The 19,079-nt window shown below is 73.6% G+C and carries 15 protein-coding genes and 1 pseudogene; 8 read left to right on the plus strand and 8 right to left on the minus strand.

What is annotated here, in order from left to right; all coding sequences use genetic code 11:
- Positions 1–36 precede the first annotated feature (36 nt).
- Both I3F54_RS00605 and I3F54_RS00610 read right to left on the minus strand, forming a co-directional pair.
- The gene (locus I3F54_RS00605; RefSeq protein WP_240116458.1) at positions 37–396 is read right to left on the minus strand and encodes a carboxymuconolactone decarboxylase family protein; all 360 of its coding nucleotides are present in this window, start codon (positions 394–396) and stop codon (positions 37–39) included.
- A gap of 620 nt (positions 397–1,016) precedes the next feature.
- Positions 1,017–1,754 carry an NAD(P)-dependent oxidoreductase gene (locus I3F54_RS00610; protein ID WP_240116743.1) on the minus strand — a complete coding sequence of 246 codons (738 nt, stop codon included), beginning with the start codon at positions 1,752–1,754 and terminating at the stop codon, positions 1,017–1,019.
- A gap of 121 nt (positions 1,755–1,875) precedes the next feature.
- Between I3F54_RS00610 and I3F54_RS00615 the strand changes: the two genes are divergently transcribed.
- From I3F54_RS00615 to I3F54_RS00640, 6 genes are all read left to right on the plus strand, one after another.
- Entirely contained in the window at positions 1,876–2,574 is a 699-nt protein-coding gene (locus I3F54_RS00615; protein WP_275675548.1) for a TetR/AcrR family transcriptional regulator, read from the plus strand.
- 1,047 nt (positions 2,575–3,621) lie between these two features.
- The gene (locus I3F54_RS00620) at positions 3,622–4,932 is read left to right on the plus strand and encodes an extracellular solute-binding protein (protein ID WP_240116459.1); all 1,311 of its coding nucleotides are present in this window, start codon (positions 3,622–3,624) and stop codon (positions 4,930–4,932) included.
- Positions 4,933–5,045: 113 nt separating this feature from the next.
- Positions 5,046–5,993: a carbohydrate ABC transporter permease gene (locus I3F54_RS00625; RefSeq protein ID WP_240116460.1), complete on the plus strand. Its 948-nt coding sequence runs from the start codon at positions 5,046–5,048 to the stop codon at positions 5,991–5,993.
- Positions 5,990–6,895 carry a carbohydrate ABC transporter permease gene (locus I3F54_RS00630; protein WP_240116461.1) on the plus strand — a complete coding sequence of 302 codons (906 nt, stop codon included), beginning with the start codon at positions 5,990–5,992 and terminating at the stop codon, positions 6,893–6,895. The genes I3F54_RS00625 and I3F54_RS00630 overlap by 4 nt, the downstream gene beginning before the upstream one ends.
- A 307-nt stretch (positions 6,896–7,202) precedes the next feature.
- Entirely contained in the window at positions 7,203–8,606 is a 1,404-nt protein-coding gene (locus I3F54_RS00635; RefSeq protein WP_240116462.1) for a GH1 family beta-glucosidase, read from the plus strand.
- A 122-nt stretch (positions 8,607–8,728) separates the two neighbouring features.
- Positions 8,729–9,778 (plus strand): LacI family DNA-binding transcriptional regulator, encoded by a 1,050-nt coding sequence (locus I3F54_RS00640; RefSeq protein ID WP_240116463.1) that lies wholly within the window; start codon positions 8,729–8,731, stop codon positions 9,776–9,778.
- A gap of 371 nt (positions 9,779–10,149) precedes the next feature.
- Here I3F54_RS00640 and I3F54_RS00645 read toward each other — a convergent pair whose 3' ends face one another.
- The 4 genes and pseudogenes from I3F54_RS00645 to I3F54_RS00660 form a co-directional block, all read right to left on the minus strand.
- Positions 10,150–10,593 carry a DUF6299 family protein gene (locus I3F54_RS00645; protein ID WP_240116464.1) on the minus strand — a complete coding sequence of 148 codons (444 nt, stop codon included), beginning with the start codon at positions 10,591–10,593 and terminating at the stop codon, positions 10,150–10,152.
- Positions 10,594–10,857: 264 nt separating this feature from the next.
- Positions 10,858–11,190, minus strand: a pseudogene (locus I3F54_RS00650) (nucleotidyltransferase domain-containing protein); the annotation flags it as partial.
- Positions 11,191–11,294: 104 nt separating this feature from the next.
- Entirely contained in the window at positions 11,295–11,693 is a 399-nt protein-coding gene (locus I3F54_RS00655) for a RidA family protein (RefSeq protein WP_240116465.1), read from the minus strand.
- On the minus strand, positions 11,690–12,931 hold the full coding sequence (locus I3F54_RS00660; protein ID WP_240116466.1) for an acyl-CoA dehydrogenase family protein: 1,242 nt from the start codon (positions 12,929–12,931) through the stop codon (positions 11,690–11,692). The genes I3F54_RS00655 and I3F54_RS00660 overlap by 4 nt, the downstream gene beginning before the upstream one ends.
- Positions 12,932–13,078: 147 nt before the next feature.
- On the opposite strand from I3F54_RS00660, the gene I3F54_RS00665 reads away from it, so the two are divergent.
- Both I3F54_RS00665 and I3F54_RS00670 read left to right on the plus strand, forming a co-directional pair.
- The gene (locus I3F54_RS00665; RefSeq protein ID WP_240116467.1) at positions 13,079–14,662 is read left to right on the plus strand and encodes an AMP-binding protein; all 1,584 of its coding nucleotides are present in this window, start codon (positions 13,079–13,081) and stop codon (positions 14,660–14,662) included.
- 37 nt (positions 14,663–14,699) lie between these two features.
- On the plus strand, positions 14,700–15,533 hold the full coding sequence (locus I3F54_RS00670) for a PaaX family transcriptional regulator C-terminal domain-containing protein (protein WP_240116471.1): 834 nt from the start codon (positions 14,700–14,702) through the stop codon (positions 15,531–15,533).
- A 263-nt stretch (positions 15,534–15,796) separates the two neighbouring features.
- Here I3F54_RS00670 and I3F54_RS00675 read toward each other — a convergent pair whose 3' ends face one another.
- The gene (locus I3F54_RS00675) at positions 15,797–18,142 is read right to left on the minus strand and encodes a bifunctional salicylyl-CoA 5-hydroxylase/oxidoreductase (RefSeq protein ID WP_374205834.1); all 2,346 of its coding nucleotides are present in this window, start codon (positions 18,140–18,142) and stop codon (positions 15,797–15,799) included.
- A 2-nt stretch (positions 18,143–18,144) separates the two neighbouring features.
- The gene (locus I3F54_RS00680; protein ID WP_240116473.1) at positions 18,145–18,972 is read right to left on the minus strand and encodes an enoyl-CoA hydratase family protein; all 828 of its coding nucleotides are present in this window, start codon (positions 18,970–18,972) and stop codon (positions 18,145–18,147) included.
- Positions 18,973–19,079: the final 107 nt, after the last annotated feature.

Raw genomic sequence — 19,079 nt, forward strand, 5'->3', positions numbered from 1 at the left:
GAGGGGTACGTGCGGGTGCGTCGCGCCTGCCGGTGGCTACCGGTCCGTCTGCTCGGCCTTGTCGTGGAACTCGCGGAACGCGGCGAAGGCACGCGGGCCGTAGACGGTGCCCGGCCCGCCGTTCATCAGGACCGCGACCCCGATCGCCTCGGCGGCCTCCTGCTCTCCGGCGCCCTGACGGACGGCGCCCTGCGCGTGGGCGGCGATGCAGCCGTCGCACTCCTTGCTCACCGCGATGGCCAGCGCGATCAGCTCCTTGGTCCGCGCGTCCAGCGCACCGGGGGCCAGCGCGCCCTCGTGCAACTGCTTGTATCCCTCATACACCTGGGGAATCGCGCGCCTCAGCTCACGGGCCGGACCCCGCAGTTCATCCCGCACCTGTGCACCGTATGCCATTGTTCGTCCTCTTTCCGTGACGGGGGAAGTCCTGGCCCGTGGGCCGGGCGGGAGGAGCCGGGGACGGCCGTGGCGGATCACGGAGTGCGCACGGGGGATTCCCGACGCCGCACCGGCCGGGTGCGGCCGTGCGGCGTCGCGCCCACCCGTCGCCCTCACACCTCCGTGGCTGCCTTTCCTCCCCACCAGCCTCCTTCGCGCCCGGGGCCCGCCGACAGGGCCGGACAGCCCCCATTCCCCCGGGCCGTACGGTCACCGCCCCGGCCCGGAAGCCCGGGCTCCGAGGGAATCTCTCGCAGTCGGCCGGTCCGGCCGCACGCGACACCCGGTCCACGACGCGCCGCCTCGCCGGAGCACCCAGGTGAGCCGGGGTGGGTGCAGCGGCTCGTCGCAGTCCGGGCGGGCACCGGATTGCCTCCCCGCGCAGGGAGCACGGCCGAGCCACCAGGGGACGATCCGGTGCGGCTCGTCCGGCTGGCGCCCCTCGTCCTCTTCGGTCTGTTCGTGGTCGCGTTCCTGCTCCCCCTGCACCGCTCGCTCACCGGGACCGCGAACCGGTGAGCGAGGCGCTCACCGACCGGGCCGTGTACGACCTCGCGCGCCGCGAACCACCAGCAGGTTCATGAGGCGTCGGCGGGCGCGTGGGCGAGGGCGGAGGGGGAGAGCCGGCCGACGATCGCCGGAGCCTCGCGGACGAGTGCATCGTTCTCCACCGCCTCGACCATGAACAGGGCGAAGTCCACGCGCCGCGTCAGGTTGCTCGCCAGGACGGGGTCGCCCACGTGGCGGCTCCACACGGGCAGCCCCTGGCTCTCCCCTTCCTCCAGGTCGCTGCCGCGGACCACGGTCCAGCGGGTGTCGCTGGCGAAGATCCTTCGACAGGCCTCCACCTGGTCGTCCAGGTCCACCACGCGCGCGAGCTTCGCCAGCGCCCCGAAGGCCGCGACGAACGCCCTGAGCCGGAGCGGGTACACGTCCTTCCCGTCGCGCGTGATGTGCCATCCGCAGGAGAACACCAGGCGCGCGCCGGGGGGCGCGAGGTCGAGGACCGCCTGCGCCGTCCCGGACGCGTAGTGCCGCATCCCCCACGGCGCGAGCACCGTGAGCACCGCGTCGCACCCGTCGACGGCCCGTGCGACGACCGCGCGGTCGTCGGTGGCACCCGGCAGGACCGTGATCCGGTCGCCGAACTCCGCGAGCTTGGCCACGCTCTGCTCCCGGCACACGCCCACCACCTCGTAGCCGCGGTCCAGGGCGTGCCGCACCATGTAGCGCCCGAGCTTCCCCGAGACTCCGATGATGCACACCTTCTTCCGCCCGTCCGCCTTACGCGCCCCGTCCGGACCGTACGACTCCATGGCCTTGCCCTCCACTCTCCCCACCGGTGATCCTTACGCCGTAAGGTTCCTTACAGCGTAAGGCTACCTTACGAAGTAAGGTGGTCAAGGGGGGACACAGAGGCAGACGAGGAGGACATCGTTGTCCGGACAGGAAGCCCGCATCCCGGAACGCCGTCAGGGCGAGCCGCTGAGCAGGGAGACCGTCCTGCGGGCGGCGGTCGACCTGGCCGACGAGGCCGGCGTCGGCGCACTGACCATGCGCAGGCTGGCCGAACGGCTCGGCGTCGAGGCCATGTCCCTGTACCACCACGTGGCCAACAAGGACGCGATCCTCGACGGCATGGTCGACGTGGTCTTCGGCGAGGTCGGCCTGCCGCCGGACGAGTCCGGCTGGAAGGCCGCGATGCGGCAGCGGGCGGTGTCGATGCGCGACGCGCTCAGCCGCCACCGCTGGGCGATCGGCCTGATGGAGTCGCGCGCGAACCCCGGACCCAGGACGCTTCGCCACCACGACGCGGTCATCGGCAGCCTGCGGGCCGGCGGCTTCTCCGTCGCGGGCGCGGCACACGCCTTCTCCCTGCTGGACAGCTACGTGTACGGCTTCGCGCTGCAGGAGGCCACTCTGCCGTTCGAGGCATCCGGGGGCGACGTCGGGGAGCTGACCGAGGCGATCCTCGACACGGCTCCGCGCGGCGAATTCCCGCACCTCACCGAGCTGGCGGTCCGTCACGTCGCACAGCCGGGCTACGCGTACGCCGACGAGTTCGCCATCGGGCTCGACCTGATCCTCGACGGCCTGGAACTGCGGCGCGCACACCCGCACTGGTCCGGCGACTGAGGACCGCGCCGACCGAACGGGGGGACGGGCGCGGGGCTGCGCGTCCCCGAGGCGACGGGGCCGCGCGCCAGGCGCGCCGGCGCACCGATCGCGCCGGTGCGTTGCCGCCGATCGCCGGGGCCGGCGCCCGGTGGTGCGCTGCACCCCGGTGTACCCGGAGGCGGGCGGCTCGCAGAGAGCATGGGGGGATCTCCCGTGTGGGGGCGCGGACCACGCGCCCGCCCCGGTGGCCGGACGCGCTCGCGCAACGGGCGGGCGTGGGGAACGGACGGCGGCGGGACGACGGCGGGGTCCGTCGCGTCGCACCGGGGAAGCGCACCCCGCCCCGGACAACGTGAGAGCGTTCTCAAACCTGGAGACCAAGGACCGCGTCCGCACAGTGTCAGCATGTGTGCAACACGCCGACAACGGGGACTGCACACTTCGCTCCGAGGCCCGCGGCCGCTTCGACAAGCCTTGTTTTTCGGCCATTTGACGGACCGTCGGACCAGTTGAGCTGACCGCAGGGCTCCTGACGCGCCCTCCCCACGGCATCGCGGAGCCCACCCCGCACGCCACGAGGGGCGCCCGGAGAGCTTTCGCCCTCCGCACGGATCCGGCCGCACCCGCCGAGCCCCCGGAAGCCCCCGCACCCCCACCCGCGCCCCCGCCCGCGCCCGCCGCCCACCTGCCCGCAGCCGCCCCCCTCACCGGCGCCGCGACCCAGCGCCCCCACCATCCGGCCGCCCACACGCGGCATCTCCCCCACGGCACCTTCGGAGCCCCAACGGGCCGGCGGGGAGGGCCGGCACGTGCACCCGCCTCGCCCTCGACGGGCACCTCCCCACCCCTCCACACCCCTCCACACCCCTCCACACCCGGCGACCGGACGTCCGCTGCGGCCGGGCGGCCACCGGTCCGGGGCCGGGCCGGCGTGGCCCATCCGTTATCCGTTCGACTCTTGACGCGGCCAGAGCCGCTGCGGAGACTGAGCACCGCTTGAGAGCGCTCTCAGAACGCTCGGCATCGCGTCCCGCGTGTCCCGTCCCGAAGCCATGGGAGGCTTCCATGCCCATCTCCCGAGCCGCCGCACAAGCCACCCTCAGACTCGGGGCGGTCGCACTCGCCGGTGCTCTGCTCGCCGCCTGCGGATCCGGGTCGTCCGGGTCCTCCGAGTCGTCCACGGGCGGCGGCGAGATCACCCTCACGGTCGATCTGTTCGGCACCTTCGGCTTCAAGGAGGCCGGCCTCTACGCGGAGTACGAGAAGCTCCACCCGAACATCACGATCAAGGAATCCAGCACCGAGAACGAGGCCGACTACTGGAAGGCCCTGCAGACCCGGCTCGCCGGCGGCGGAGGCCTCGCCGACGTCCAGGGCATCGAGGTGGGCCGCATCGCCTCGGTCACCCAGCAGCAGGCCGACAAGTTCCAGGACCTGAACTCCTTCGGCGCCGCGAGCCTCAAGAACGACTACTCCGCGGCCAAGTGGGCGGCTGCGGCGACGACCGACGGCCGCACCCTCGGCCTGGGCACCGATGTCGGCCCCGAGGCGATCTGCTACCGCACGGACCTGTTCAGGAAGGCCGGCCTGGCCACCGACCGCGACACACTGGCCGAGAAGTGGGCCACCTGGGACGGCTACCTGGAGCTGGGCAAGCAGTACCAGGCCAAGGCCGACTCCAGGAGCCACTGGATGGACAGCGTCGGCAGCCTCTACTCGCTGATGATGGGACAGCAGGAGGAGCGCTACTACGACGCCTCCGGAAAGCTCGTCTACCAGGACAACCCGGCCGTCAGGTCCGCCTGGGACACCTCCGTCAAGGCGGCGCAGGAGGGGCTGAGCGCCAAGCTCGCCCAGTGGACCCCCGCCTGGAACCAGGCGTTCAGCAGCGGTTCCTTCGCCACCATCGGCTGCCCCGCCTGGATGCTGGGCTACATCAAGGGCCAGGCCGGTGACGGCGGTGCGGGCACGTGGGACGTCGCCCCGCTGCCCGGCCGCGTCGCGGGCAACTGGGGCGGCTCGTACCTGGCCGTCCCGAAGGGCTCCGCGCACGCCAAGGAGGCCTACGAACTCATCAAGTGGCTGACGGCCGCGCCGCAGCAGGCGAAGCTCTTCGAGAAGCAGGGCAGCTTCCCCTCGAACCTCGGCGCCATCAAGGAGGTCGAGGGCGTCAAGGACGCCTACTTCAGCAACGCCCCGATCGGTGAGATCTTCGGCAAGGCCGCGGAGAGCTCGCCCGTGCAGGTGCTCGGCGTGCACGACAACGACGTGAACACCCAGATCACCAACGCGCTCGGCGAGGTCGAGCGCAAGGGCGCCAGCTCCGCCACCGCCTGGGGCCACGCCGAGAAGGGCGTCCGGAACGCGGTCGGCTGACCCGGCGTCACCCGGCCCCGTGGGGCGCGAAGGACCGCCCCCCCCCGGCCCTGCCGCTCCTTCGCGCCCTCCCCCCGACGTCCCCGCGGACCTCTCCGATCGAAGGCCTCACCATGACCCTGACCGCCACCGCCCCGCCGCGGCCCGCGGCGCCACCGGCCCCCCTGCGGCGGTTCCTGGCCCGGCTGTCGCCGTACGCGTACATCACCCCGTTCTTCGCGCTGTTCGCCGCCTTCGGGCTGTTCCCACTGCTCTACACGGCGTACGTCTCGCTCTACCGCGTCGAGCTCCAGACACCGGGGCGGATGGAGTGGCGGGGCCCGGACAACTACACCGCCCTCTTCGGCGACGAGTACTTCTGGACCGCGCTGCGCAACACCTTCACCATCGGTGCCGTCTCCACCGTCCCGCAGCTGCTGATGGCGCTCGGACTGGCCCACCTGCTCCACTACAAGCTGCGGGGCCGCACGTTCTTCCGCGTCACCATGCTGCTGCCCTACGCCACGTCCGTGGCGGCGGCCACCCTGGTCTTCGCCCAGCTCTTCGGCCGCGACTTCGGGCTGATCAACTACCTGCTCGGGCTGGCCGGCATCGACCCGGTCGACTGGCAGTCCGGCACGGTCGCCTCGCAGATCGCCGTGTCCACCATCGTCACGTGGCGCTGGACCGGCTACAACGCGCTGATCTACCTCGCCGGCATGCAGTCCATCCCGGCCGACCTGTACGAGGCCGCCGAGTTGGACGGCGCGTCCCGCTGGAGGCAGTTCCTGCACGTCACCCTGCCCGGGCTGCGTCCCACCGTCCTGTTCACGATCGTGGTGTCCACCATCGGCGCGACCCAGCTGTTCGGCGAGCCTCTGCTGTTCGAGGGCAGCGTCTCCGGCGGCATCTCACACCAGTACCAGACCCTCGGGCTCTACATGTACGAACAGGGCTGGGGCTTCTTCCACCTCGGCCGCGCCGCCGCCACCGCCTGGGTGATGTTCCTGCTCATCGTCCTGCTGGTGCTGGGCAACACCTTCGTCGCCCGCCGTCGCAGCGGTAAGGAGACCGAGCGATGACGACCCTCGCCGCACCACAGCCCACCCGCGAGGCCGACGCCTCCTCCCGTCCGGCCCGCCGTCCGCGCGGGGGGCGCGCGGGGGGCCAGCGGCACGGTGGGCGCGTCGCGTACGCCGTCCTCGTCCTGGCGGCCCTGTTCTCTGCGTTCCCCTTCTACTGGACGATCGTGGCGGCCACCCGCTCCAACGCCGAGCTGGCCGCCACCCCGCCGGCGCTGCTGCCCGGCGGCAACCTGATGCACAACTTCCGGCAGGTCCTCGAACAGGCCGACATCGGCAGGGCTCTGCTCAACTCCCTGATCGTCTCCGGCTCGGTGACGGTGGGGACGGTGCTGTGCTCGACCCTGGCCGGCTTCGCCTTCGCCAAGCTCCGCTTCCGGGGGCGCAACGCGCTGCTCGCCCTCACGATCGGCACGATGATGATCCCGCCCCAGCTCGGGGTGATCCCGCTGTTCATGGTCATCGCCCGGCTGCACTGGGTGAACCAGCTCCAGGCCGTCATCCTGCCGGGGCTCGTGTCCGCCTTCGGCGTCTTCTTCATGCGCCAGTACCTGCTGCAGGCGCTGCCCGACGAACTGGTCGAGGCCGCCCGGGTCGACGGCGCGTCGACGGCACGGATCTTCTGGAGCATCGTCGTCCCGATCGCGCGACCCGGCATGGCGGTGCTCGGGATCCTGACCTTCATGGCCTCGTGGAACGACTTCTTCTGGCCGATCATCGCGCTCACCTCGCAGGAGCCGACGGTGCAGGTCGCCCTGCGGCAGCTGGGCGGGGGGTACGTCCACGACCAGTCCGTCATCATGGCCGGCACCCTGCTCGGCACGCTGCCCGTCCTGGTCGTCTTCGGTCTGCTGGGCCGGCAGATCGTGGGCGGCATCATGCAGGGCGCGGTGAAGGGCTAGGAGACTGTTGCACATCTTGCTTGAGGTGCCCGAGTCGCCCCGGTTCGCTGGTAAATGTCGATCGGGGCGATCTGGTGCAAGGTGGGCGCGTTTTCGAGATCTTCAGGACGCTCCCAGGGGCAGGCCCGCGGACCGGACGCACCCGGCGGTACGGCAGCCCGGCGTGCCTCCTCCGCCCGAAGGCCCGGCAGGCGGCGCCGCACACCGCGAGCCGGTGAGCCGCACCGGTCGCGGCGCCGGCCCGCCCCGACCCGGCCCAGGAACCTCCTCGGCCCCCACCTCCCGCCACGACCACGATGGAGTCCCGATGACCGCAATCGACGCCCGCACCGCGACCTCCGACGGGGTGACCTTCCCGCCGGGGTTCCGCTGGGGTGCCGCGACGGCCGCCTACCAGATCGAGGGGGCCGCCGCCGAGGACGGCCGGACACCGTCCATCTGGGACACCTTCAGCAGGATCCCGGGCATGGTGCGCAACGGAGACACGGGAGACATCGCGGCGGACCACTACCACCGCATGCGGGAGGACGTCGCGCTGATGGCCTCCCTCGGGCTGACGGACTACCGCTTCTCGGTCTCCTGGCCCCGTGTGCAGCCGACGGGCCGCGGCCGGGCTAGCGAGAAGGGCCTGGACTTCTACCGCGGCCTGGTCGACGAACTCCTCGCCCACGGCATCCGGCCCGTGCTGACGCTGTACCACTGGGACCTTCCGCAGGAGCTGGAGGACGCGGGTGGCTGGCCGGCACGCGAGACGGCGTACCGGTTCGCCGACTACGCGGCGCTCGTGGCCGAGGCGCTCGGGGACCGCGTTGGGACCTGGACGACGCTGAACGAGCCGTGGTGCGCGGCGTTCCTCGGCTACGCCGACGGCGTGCACGCGCCGGGCCGTACGGAGCCGGGGGCGGCCCTGCGGGCGGCGCACCACCTGAACCTGGGCCACGGCCTGGCCGTCGGTGCGCTGCGCCAGCTGGTGCAGCCGTCGGCCGAGGTGTCGCTGACGCTGAACCTCGCGGCCGTCCGCCCGCTGACCGGCGGGCCGGCCGACGCCGACGCGGCGCGCCGCGTCGACGCGCTCGCCAACCGCGTGTTCCTCGACCCCGTCTTCCGCGGCGACTACCCCGGGGACCTGCGGGCGGACACCGCGGGGCTCACCGACTGGTCGTTCGTCCGGGACGGCGACCTCGACGAGGTCTCGCGGCCCATCGACAGCCTGGGCATCAACTACTACTCCCCCACCGTGGTCGCCGCCGGCTCGCACCCGCTGCCCTCCCCCTGGCCCGCCGCTCAGGACCACGTGCGCTTCGTGCCCGCGCCGGGACCGCGCACCGCCATGGACTGGCCGGTGGACGCCGAGGGCCTGTACGCGCTGCTGACCCGGCTGCGGGACGAACTGCCCGGCACGCCCCTGCTCGTGACCGAGAACGGCGCCGCCTACGACGACTACGCCGACCCGAGCGGAGCCGTGCACGACCCCGAGCGGATCACCTACGTGCGGTCGCACCTGGAGGCGGTGCACCGGGCGATGGCGGCGGGCGCGGACGTCCGCGGCTACTTCCTGTGGTCGCTGCTGGACAACTTCGAGTGGGCCTACGGCTACGGCAAGCGCTTCGGCATGGTGCACGTGGACTACCCCAGCCAGCGCCGCACGCTCAAGGACAGCGCCCGCTGGTACGCGGACGTGGCCGCCCGGGGCCGGCTTCCGCACGCTTGAGCCCCTCCCGGCCGGTCGGGGGCGGGGCGCCCGTGGACGATCTCGTGAGAGCGCTCTCCACCAGGGCGTTCCCGGCCGGGAACGGGAGGCTACGCTGTCCCCGTCCCCGAGAGGAGCGTTCCTTGTCCGACCAGATCTCCGCGCGCCGCCCCACCCTGGAAGCCGTCGCCGAACGGGCCGGTGTCTCCCGGGCCACCGTGTCCCGAGTCGTGAACGGGGGCAGTGGGGTGCGGGAGGCTCTGGTGGAGAAGGTCCGCCGCGCGGTCGAGGAGCTGGGGTACGTGCCCAACCAGGCGGCCCGCACCCTGGTCACCCGGCGCACGGGCGCGGTCGCCGTCATCGCCGCGGAGCCGGAGACCAAGGTGTTCACCAACCCCTTCTTCGCCCAGCAGCTGCTCGGCATCAGCCGGGAACTGGCCGCCCACGACCATCAGCTGGTGCTGCTGCTGACGGAGGGCACGGCCGACTACGAGCGGGTGGGCCGCTATCTCGCCGGCGGGCACGTGGACGGCGCGGTGCTGTTCTCCCTGCACAACGAGGATCCGCTGCCGGACATCGTCCGCCGGGTGGGGATCCCGACCGTGTTCGGTGGACGTCCTGGCTGGCCGGGGTCGGAGGCGGACCGCAGCCTCCTCTACGTCGACTCGGACAACCGCGGCGGTGCCCGCGAGGCCGTGCGCCACCTGATGGCGCGGGGGTGCGGCCGGATCGCGACGATCACCGGGCCGATGGACCAGACCGCATCCGTGGACCGGCTCGACGGCTACCACGACATGCTCATGGACGCCGATCCCCGGCTGATCGTGGAAAGCGACTTCACGGAGGCGGGCGGTGCGCGGGCGATGGCCACGCTGCTGGACCGCGTCGGCGACCTGGACGGTCTGTTCGTCGCCTCGGACCTCATGGCCGTCGGCGCCCTGCGGGTTCTGCGGGAGCGCGGGCGCCGGGTGCCCGAGGACGTGGCGGTCGTCGGCTTCGACGACATGGCCAGGGTCGCTGAGCTGACCGACCCTCCGCTGACGACGGTCCGGCAGGAGATCGAGGAGATGGGCCGGCTGATGGTGCGCCTGCTGCTGCGCAGCCTCGAAGGACAGGCGAAGGACGGCGGTGTCGGCCGTCCGCTGTCCTCCGTGATCATCCCGACCCAGCTGGTGCGACGCACCTCGGCGTGAGCGGAGCGGCCTGCGCGGCCCGCGGGTGGCCGGTCCCGGTCGGCTCCGGCAGCGGTGCGCCCCGGCGGTGCGCGGCCGGGCACGGGTGAGCGCTGACTCCGCCGGAGGCAGCCACGCCGTGCCGGCGGGAACCGGAGGGTCACCCCCTCCGTCCCAGGCCTGCCGTCGCCCGGTGGCCGGGCGACGGCAGGCCTGGCGCGGCATGGGCGGCTCCCGCGGGACGCCGGCGGTGCGGCGGGGCCCTGCGGGCCACTCGGCCGACCGGTTCACCGGGGCGGTGGCCGGGGACGCCCGGCCCCGGACGCCCGCTGCGCGTGGAGGGCCTGCCCTGCCCGCCGCCGGGCAGGGCGGGGACGTGTGCGTGCGGTCCGTCAGTCCTCGGTCAGGGTCACGTCCTGCCGCCGGACGGCGTGGAAGCGGGGCAGGGGGAGACCGCCCTGGGAGCGCAGTTCCATGACCGTGGCCTCGACGCGGGCGGTGCCCTGCTCCAGCGCTCCCGGCGTGGGCCTGCCGGTGTTCCGCCAGGGGTGTTCGGCTCCGTCGCAGACCGCGCGGGTGCCGCCGATGCCGTGGCGGACGGTCGGGGACTTCTGGGCGAGGGAGGAACTGACGAACACGGGGCCGCTGTTGCCGAGACAGCGGTAGGTGCCGGAGAGGGTGACCGTGCCGTCGGCGGCGATGCGGCCGGTGGGGTCGACGGTGACGGTCTCGTGGGGGTCGGCGAACGCGGCGGGTGCCGCGGCCGGGAGGAGCAGGGCGGCGCCGGCCGCGGCACCGAGGGCGAGGGGAAGGTGCCGGCGAAGGACGCTGGTCATGGAAGGCCTCCTGGTCATGGGGGCTTCCACTGGTACCGGGCCGCGGCGTCCGGGCGTGTGACCGTCACCCCTTCGGTGGCGAGTCCGCGCGGGTGGCCGTGAAACGCTCCTCGCCGTGCCCGGGCTCGGGTGCTCCGTGCCGCACCCGGTCGTGTGACCGACGTCCCCGGCTCTGCGGGCGGCGCACCGGACGGTACGCAACGGCGGCGGTCCGCCGGTTCACCGCGGCGCGCCCCGGGGAGCGAGCCGCATGCCCACGCGGGGCCAGATGCGGTGGACGCGGTCCAGGCCGCGGTAGATCCAGTCGACGCGCCGGCCGTCGACGGTCAGCCAGGCACCGCCGTCCACCCAGGGCCCCCAGCCGCCCGGTTCCGTCACCTCGACCGGTTCCCCGGTCAGCTCGGCCGCGAGACTCCGCAGGGCGGCGGTGTCCAGCGGCTCCCGGTAGTACAGGCCCAGGTCCGCATCGGAGTCGGGACGGTGCGTTCCCCTCGCCCGGCTGCCACCCAGGCACACGCCCACCACGCCGCCGACGCCGGCCGGCCGGTCCGCGGTCTCCGTCAAACGCTCCACGCCCCGGACTCTGCCGAACCGCATCGCCCCGTGCCACCGCGTTTCTCACCACCCGCCGTCTCCCGGGTTCCGGTGCGCCCCCGTCGGGTCACGGGATCCGGGGCGGGGCGGCGGTGCCCGAGCAGGTTCTACGGCAGCACCGCGAAGCCGTCCAGTTCCACCATCGCCTGCTCGTCCCAGAGGCGCACGACGCCCACGACCGCCATCGCGGGGTAGTCCCGGCCCGCCGAATCCCGCCAGATACGCCCCAGTTCGCGGGCGTGGGCGCGGTAGTCGGCGACATCGGTCGCGTAGACGGTGACGCGGGCGAGGTCGGCAGGGGTGCCGCCCGCTGCGGCGAGGGCCGCCAGGAGGTTGCCGAGCGCCTTCTCGAACTGCTCCGGCAGCGTGCGTCCGGCGACCTCGCCGTCGGCGTCGAGCGCGGTCTGGCCGGCCAGGAAGACGACGCGGGAGCCGGCCGCGACGACGGCGTGGGAGAACCCGGCGGGCGGGGACAGTTCGGGCGGGTTGACGCGCCGGGTGGTCACTCGGCCTCCAGGTCGGCGTAGAGGTTCTTGGCGATGATGCCGCGCTGGACCTCGCTGGCGCCCTCGTAGATCCGCGGCGCGCGCACCTCCCGGTAGAGGTGCTCCAGAAGGTGGCCGCGCTGCAGCGCGCGGGCGCCGTGGAGCTGCACCGCGGCGTCGACGACGTACTGGGCGGTCTCCGTGGCCAGCAGTTTCGCCATCGCGGCGCGCGCGGGGACGCCGGGGTCGTGCCGGTCGTGGGCCGTGGCCGCCGCGTACACCATCAGGCGGGCCGCCTCGGTGCGCACCGCCATCTCGGCGACCTGGTGGGCGACGGTCTGGAGGTCCTGGAGGGTGCCGCCGAAGGCGCGGCGCCGGGTGGTGTGCGCGACGGCGGCGTCCAGGGCGGCCTGGGCCATGCCGACGGCGAAGGCGCCGACGCTGGGACGGAACAGGTTGAGGGTGCCCATGGCGACGCGGAAGCCGTGCCCGACGTCGCCGAGCACGTCGTCCGCGGTGACGGGCACCTCGTCGAGGAGCAGGGTGCCGATCGGGTGCGGGGAGACCATCTCCAGTGCGCCACCGGTCAGTCCGGGGCGGTCGGCGGGGACGAGGAAGGCGGTGACGCCGCGCGCACCGGTGCCGGGGGACGTGCGGGCGAAGACGGTGTAGAAGTCGGCCTCGGGGGCGTTGGAGATCCAGCACTTCTCGCCGGTCAGCCGCCAGCGCCGCCGGCCGTCGGGCACCGCGCGCGGGGGGCCGGTGGCGGGGCCGGGATCGGTGGGCGGAGCCGGTCGTGGCCCCGCGTCGCCGGGCACCGCGGGGCCGGCGACGCGGGAACCGTCGGTGTGCTCTCCCTCGGCCCGCAGCCGCAGCGCGCCCGCGTCCGAGCCCGCCTCGGGCTCGCTCAGGGCGAAGGCGGGCACCGCGGTGCCGTCGGTCACCGCGGGCAGCCAGCGGTCGCGCTGGGCGGGGGTGCCGTGGGCGTGGACGGGGTGGGCGCCCAGTCCCTGGAGGGCGAGCGCGGTCTCGGCCTCGGTACAGGCGTAGGCGAGGGACTCGCGCATCAGGCACAGGTCGAGGGCGCCGGAGGTGAACAGGCGGCGGAGCAGTCCGAGGCGGCCGAGTTCGGCGACGAGGGGGCGGTTGACGCGGCCGGGCTCGCCCTTCTCGGCGAGCGGGCGCAGCCGGTCGGCGGCCAGCGTGCGCAGGTCGGCGCACCAGGCGGTTTGCGCTGGTTCGAGCGAGAATGCGGGCATCGCCGGTCCTCTCTCCCCGCGGCCGGGTGGCCGCTCCCCCGACGATATCGCGCTGTATTGACTGTCGTCATCAAGGCGATACGCTCGCTGGGGCGACCCCACGACGAGCCCGCTAGGCAAGGCCACCAGGCAAGGGGGCGAACCGCCATGCACGTCTCGGCCCACGTCGACACCTTCGCGCGCGACCACCTGCCGCCGCCCGGCCAGTGGCCCGAGCTCCGCTTCGATCTGCCGGAGCTGAACTACCCCGAACGGCTCAACTGCGCCGCCGAGCTGCTGACCGGCCCTCCGGACGGCCGTCCCGCCTTCCGCTCACCGGACGGCCCGGTCTGGACGTACGGCGATCTGCGCGCACGCGTCGATCTCGTCGCCCACGTGCTCACCGGCGAGCTGGGGGTCGTACCCGGCAACCGGGTGCTGCTGCGCGGCCCGACCACGCCCTGGCTGGCGACCTGCTGGCTGGCGGTGCTCAAGGCGGGCGCGGTCGCCGTCACCGTCCTGGCCCAGCAGCGCCCGAACGAGCTGCGCACGATGTGCGAGATCGCCAGGGTCGGGCACGCCCTGTGCGACGTCCGCGCCGTGGACGACCTGGTGAAGGCGGACGTACCGGGGCTGCGGATCGCCACCTACGGCGGCGACGCCCCGGACGGCCTGCACCGGCGGCCGGTGCCGGACACCCCCTTCCGGGCGGTGGACACCGCGAGCGACGACGTCGCCCTGATCGCGTTCACCTCCGGCACCACCGGCCGCCCCAAGGGGTGCATGCATCTGCACCGGGACCTTCTCGCGATCGCCGACACCTTCTCGGCGCACGTGCTGCGACCGCGCGCGGACGACGTCTTCGCCGGCTCTCCCCCGCTCGGGTTCACCTTCGGCCTGGGCGGCCTGGTGGTCTTCCCGCTGCGGGCCGGGGCCAGTGCGCTGCTGCTCGAGCAGGCGGGCCCGAGCCACCTGCTGCCCGCGATCGCCGCGCACCGCGTCTCGGTGCTGTTCACCGCCCCGACCGCCTACCGCGCCATGCTGACCGACCTGGACGCCGAGGACGTGAGCTCCCTGCGCCGCTGCGTGTCGGCGGGCGAGAACCTGCCCGAGGCCACCTGGCACGCGTGGCGGGAGCGGACCGGGCTCGGGATCATCAACGGCATCGGTGCCACCGAGTTGCTGCACATCTTCATCTCCGCGGCCGACGAGGCGATCCGGCCGGGCACGACCGGGGTGCCCGTCCCCGGGTGGCAGGCCCGCGTGCAGGACGGGCTCGGGCGCCCGCTGCCCGACGGCGAGCCCGGCCTGCTGGCGGTCCGCGGTCCGGTGGGCTGCCGGTACCTCGCCGATCCCCGGCAGCGGGAGTACGTGCGCGACGGCTGGAACGTCACCGGCGACACCTACGTCCGCGAACCCGGCGGCTACTTCCGCTACGTCGCCCGCGCGGACGACATGATCATCTCGGCCGGGTACAACATCGCCGGCCCCGAGGTGGAGGACGCGCTGCTGCGGCACCCGGACGTCGTCGAGGCGGCCGTCGTGGGGCGGCCCGACGAGGACCGCGGGCACGTCGTCGTGGCCCACACCGTGCTGAGGGAGGGGGCGCCGAGGGACGGCGAGGCACTGCGGGCCTTCGTCAAGTCGGAACTGGCGCCGTACAAGTGCCCGCGGGAGATCGTCTTCTGGGACGCGCTGCCGCGCACGGCGACCGGCAAGCTCCAGCGGTTCAAGCTCCGGGCGGACGAGTGAGACCGAACGTGACCAGCAGCGATGCCGAAGACTTAAGATGATCAACGTGTCAGACCAGCATGCTCCACGGTCCTTGATCGTCACGCTCTACGGCGCCTACGGCCGCTTCGTGCCCGGCCCGGTGCCCGTCGCCGAGCTGATCCGGCTGCTGGCGGCGGTGGGGGTCGACGCCCCGTCCGTCCGTTCGTCGGTCTCCCGGCTCAAACGGCGCGGCCTGCTCCTGCCCGCGCGCACCGCTCAGGGCGCCGCCGGCTACGAACTCTCGCCACAGGCACGGCAGTTGCTACTGGACGGCGACCGGCGGATCTACGCCCAGGCACCCCCCGAGGACGAGGGCTGGGTGCTGGCGGTGTTCTCGGTGCCGGAGTCGGAGCGGCAGAAACGGCACGTCCTGCGTTCCCGGCTGGCCGGACTCGGCTTCGGCACGGCGGCTCCCGGTGTGTGGATCGCACCGGCCCGGCTCTACGAGGAGACCCGGCACACCCTGGAGCGGCTCGGCCTGGAGGCGTACGTCGACTTCTTCCGCGGCGAGCACCTCGGTTTCGCGGCCACCGTGGAGGCGGTCTTCCGGTGGTGGGACCTGGCGGCGATCGCCAAGGCGCACGAGGCGTTCCTCGACCGCCACGCGCGCGTGCTGCGCACCTGGGAGATGCGGGCCGACACCCCGCCCGAGGAGGCCTACCGCGACTACCTCCTGGCCCTGGACTCCTGGCGGCACCTGCCGTACACCGACCCCGGACTGCCCGCCGGACTGCTGCCGGCCGACTGGCCCGGGGTGCGGTCGGCGGCCGTGTTCCAGGCTCTGCACCGGCGACTGCGCGATGCGGGAGCGGTCTTCGCGGGCCTACCCGACCGACCGGCGGAAACATGATCTGAAGCCGCGGCCACCCCGTGGAGACGGCCCGCGCCCACCTGCCGGCCCGCCTCGGCCGGGGAAGACACCCGCGGCACTGCTGCCGCCGTGCGGAGCGTGGGATACACGGCGTGAGCGACCCGGACGGCAGCAGCCGGCCCGGGGCCGGTGCCACGGTCCGGCTCACCGGACTGCCCCGCCCCGGCAAGCCGACCGTCGCCCGCCCCCTCCCCGCCCGGCCGGCGGCCGGGGGCCGCCGTGTGGAGCCGGCGTGGTCCGGCTCAGCTCCGCAGGGTGAGTCGGGGCCTGGGGGCGTCGGTGCGGCCGGCCGGCGGAGGCCGGTTGCCCGCCCGGTACGGCGCCGGCCAGGGGGCGCCCGGCCCCTCGTAGCCCTGCTCGGCCGCGGCGTGCAGCGTCCACTGCGGGTCGTACAGGTGGGGGCGGGCCAGCGCGCACAGGTCGGCGCGTCCGGCGAGGATCAGGGAGTTGACGTCGTCCCAGGAGGAGATGGCGCCGACGGCGATCACCGGCACGCCCGCCTCGTGCCGGATCCGGTCGGCGAACGGCGTCTGGTACGACCGCCCGAACTCGGGCTGCTCGTCGGCCACGACCTGGCCGGTGGACACGTCGATGGCGTCGGCGCCGTGCGCGGCGAAGGCACGGGCGATCTCCACGGCGTCCTCGGCGGTCGTGCCGCCCGGAGCCCAGTCGGTGGCGGAGATGCGCACGGTCATGGGCCGTTCCGCGGGCCAGACGGCCCGTACGGCGTCGAAGACCTCCAGCGGGAACCGCAGCCGGTTCTCCAGCGGACCGCCGTAGGAGTCGGTGCGGTGGTTGGTCAGCGGGGAGAGGAAACCGGACAGCAGGTAGCCGTGCGCGCAGTGCAGTTCGAGCAGGTCGAAGCCGGCCCGGGCGGCGCGCCAGGCGGCGCCGGTGAACTGCTCGCGGAGGTCGGTCAGCTGGGCCCGGGACAGCTGCCGCGGGGTCTGGCTCCGCGAGGTGTAGGGCAGTGGGGATGCGGCGACGAGGGGCCAGTTGCCGTCCTCCAGCGGCTCGTCCATGCCCTCCCACATCAGCTTGGTCGAACCCTTGCGGCCCGAGTGGCCGAGCTGGACGCCGATCGCCGTGCCCGGGGACTGCGCGTGTACGAAGGCGGCGATCCGCTTCCAGGCCACGGTCTGCCGGCCGGTGTACAGGCCGGTGCAGCCCGGCGTGATCCGCCCCTCCTCGCTGACGCACACCATCTCGGTCATCACCAGGCCCGCGCCGCCCAGCGCGCGGGCGCCCAGGTGGACGAGGTGGAAGTCGCCGGGGACACCGTCGTGGGCGGAGTACATGTCCATGGGCGAGACGACGACGCGGTTGCGCAGGGTCAGGCCGCGCAGCCGGAACGGGGTGAACATGGGCGGGGTACCCGGCGGGCAGCCGAACTCCCGTTCCACGGCAGAGGTGAAGCGGGCGTCGCGTAGGCGGAGATTGTCGTGGGTGACCCGGCGGGAGCGGGTGAGCAGGTTGAAGGCGAACCGGCGGGGCGACTGGTCGAGGTGGAGCGCCAGGTTCTCGAACCACTCCAGGCTGGCGCGGGCGGCGCGCTGGGTGGAGGCGACGACCGGTCTGCGTTCCTCCTCGTACGCCGCGAGTGCCGTCGGCAGGTCCGGCTGCTCCTGGAGGCAGGCGGCGAGCGCGAGGGCGTCCTCGACGGCGAGCTTGGTGCCGGAGCCGATGGAGAAGTGGGCCGTGTGGGCGGCGTCGCCGAGCAGGACGACGTTGCCGTGCGACCAGCGCTCGTTGACCACCGTGCGGAAGCAGGTCCAGGCGGAGTTGTTGGAGCGGAGGGGACGTCCGCCGAGGGCGTCCGAGAAGATCTTGGCGCAGCGTTCGATCGACTCCTGGGGGTCCGGTGCGTCGAAGCCGGCGGCGCGCCACACCTCTTCGCGCATCTCGACGATCACGGTCGAGGCGTCGGCCGCGTAGGGGTATCCGTGCAGCTGCATCACGCCGTGCTCGGTCTCGGCGATCTCGAAGCGGAAGGCGTCGAAGGCGAAGTCGGCGGCGAGCCAGATGTAGCGGCAGCGGTGGCCGGTCACCCGTGGCCGGAACTCGCGCGCGTAGGCCTCGCGGGTGGTGCTGTGCACGCCGTCCGCGGCGACGACGAGGTCGTGGGACCGCGCCAGCAGGTCCGGGTCGGGGGCGGCGGTGCGGAAGCGCAGGTCGACGCCGAGTGCGGTGCAGCGTGCGTGCAGGATCTCCAGGAGGCGCTTCCTGCCCAGTGCGGCGAAGCCGTGGCCGCCGGAGGTGTGGCGGGTGCCCCGGTGCACGATGTCGATGTCGTCCCAGCGGACGAAGTGCTCGGCCAGCGCTTCGTGGACGGCCGGGTCGGCGTGCTCGATGCCGCCGAGGGTCTCGTCCGACAGGACGACTCCGAAGCCGAAGGTGTCGTCGGGGGCGTTGCGTTCGTAGACGGTGATCTCGCGGGCGGGGTCGAGGCGCTTGAGCAGGACAGCGGCGTAGAGGCCGCCCGGGCCGCCGCCGACGACGGCCACCCGCAGGGGGCGTCCGGTCCTGTCCGGCGGCCGGGGGTCGTGGGCGGCCGGTCGCGCGGTTCCCCGCGCCGGGGGCGTCGGCACGGTCACCGCCCCCGCCACTTCGGGGGGCGCCGCTCGGTGAACGACGCATGGAACTCGGCGTAGTCCTCGCCGGTCATCAGCAGGGCCTGCGTGGAGGCGTCGAGTTCCACCGCCGTGGACAGGGGCATGTCCAGTTCGGCGGTGAGCAGGGCCTTGGTCTGGGCGTGGGCCAGGGCCGGGCCCTCGGCCAGCCGGCGGGCCAGCCGCCGGGCGGCCTCGTCGGCCCGGCCCTCCCCGGCCAGCTCGCTGATCAGCCCGATCCGCTCGGCCTCGGGGGCGCGAACCGGTTCGCCGAGCATCAGCAGGCGGGTGGCGTGACCGAGGCCGACGACCCGCGGCAGCAGGTAGGCCGCGCCCATGTCGCCGCCGGAGAGGCCGACGCGGGTGAAGAGGAACGCGAACCGGGCCGTGGGGTCGGCCACCCGGAAGTCCGCCGCCAGGGCGAGGACCGCTCCGGCGCCCGCGGCCACGCCGTGCACGGCGGCGATCACCGGGAACGGGCACTCCCTCACCGCCCGGACGACCTGGCCGGTCATCCGGTTGAAGTCGAGGAGCGTGGCGGTGTCCATGGACAGGGTCGCGCCGATGATCTCGTCGACGTCCCCGCCGGAGCAGAAACCGCGTCCCTCGCCGGCCAGGACCAGGGCGCGTACGGACCGCTCGCGGGACAGTTCGGCGAGCAGGTCGCGCAGGTCGGCGTAGGCACCGAAGGTGAGCGCGTTGAGTCTGTCGGGGCGGGCCAGGGTGACGGTGGCGACACCGTCGGTGCGGTCCACGCGAAGGTGCTGCCAGTCGGAGGTGGGGGCGGCGGAACCGGTGAAGGGACTCATCAGCAGGGTCCTCCCTCAAGCACGGTGACCCCTCGAAGTTATCACTCATTTGTGACCGTCGTCAGGATGGCGACACATACGGGGCGTGATCCGGTCGCCCCGGCACT

Source organism: Streptomyces sp. MUM 2J (assembly GCF_022414535.1).
GTDB lineage: Bacteria > Actinomycetota > Actinomycetes > Streptomycetales > Streptomycetaceae > Streptomyces.

Bases quoted from the DNA above. Each gene is read 5' to 3' on its own strand.
- I3F54_RS00665 (WP_240116467.1), top strand. From the start codon at position 13,079: ATGCACGTCTCGGCCCACGTCGACACCTTCGCGCGCGACCACCTGCCG.
- I3F54_RS00680 (WP_240116473.1), bottom strand. From the start codon at position 18,972: ATGAGTCCCTTCACCGGTTCCGCCGCCCCCACCTCCGACTGGCAGCAC.
- I3F54_RS00670 (WP_240116471.1), top strand. From the start codon at position 14,700: ATGATCAACGTGTCAGACCAGCATGCTCCACGGTCCTTGATCGTCACG.
- I3F54_RS00625 (WP_240116460.1), top strand. From the start codon at position 5,046: ATGACCCTGACCGCCACCGCCCCGCCGCGGCCCGCGGCGCCACCGGCC.
- I3F54_RS00610 (WP_240116743.1), bottom strand. From the start codon at position 1,754: ATGGAGTCGTACGGTCCGGACGGGGCGCGTAAGGCGGACGGGCGGAAG.
- I3F54_RS00635 (WP_240116462.1), top strand. From the start codon at position 7,203: ATGACCGCAATCGACGCCCGCACCGCGACCTCCGACGGGGTGACCTTC.
- I3F54_RS00630 (WP_240116461.1), top strand. From the start codon at position 5,990: ATGACGACCCTCGCCGCACCACAGCCCACCCGCGAGGCCGACGCCTCC.
- I3F54_RS00620 (WP_240116459.1), top strand. From the start codon at position 3,622: ATGCCCATCTCCCGAGCCGCCGCACAAGCCACCCTCAGACTCGGGGCG.
- I3F54_RS00660 (WP_240116466.1), bottom strand. From the start codon at position 12,931: ATGCCCGCATTCTCGCTCGAACCAGCGCAAACCGCCTGGTGCGCCGAC.
- I3F54_RS00605 (WP_240116458.1), bottom strand. From the start codon at position 396: ATGGCATACGGTGCACAGGTGCGGGATGAACTGCGGGGTCCGGCCCGT.
- I3F54_RS00645 (WP_240116464.1), bottom strand. From the start codon at position 10,593: ATGACCAGCGTCCTTCGCCGGCACCTTCCCCTCGCCCTCGGTGCCGCG.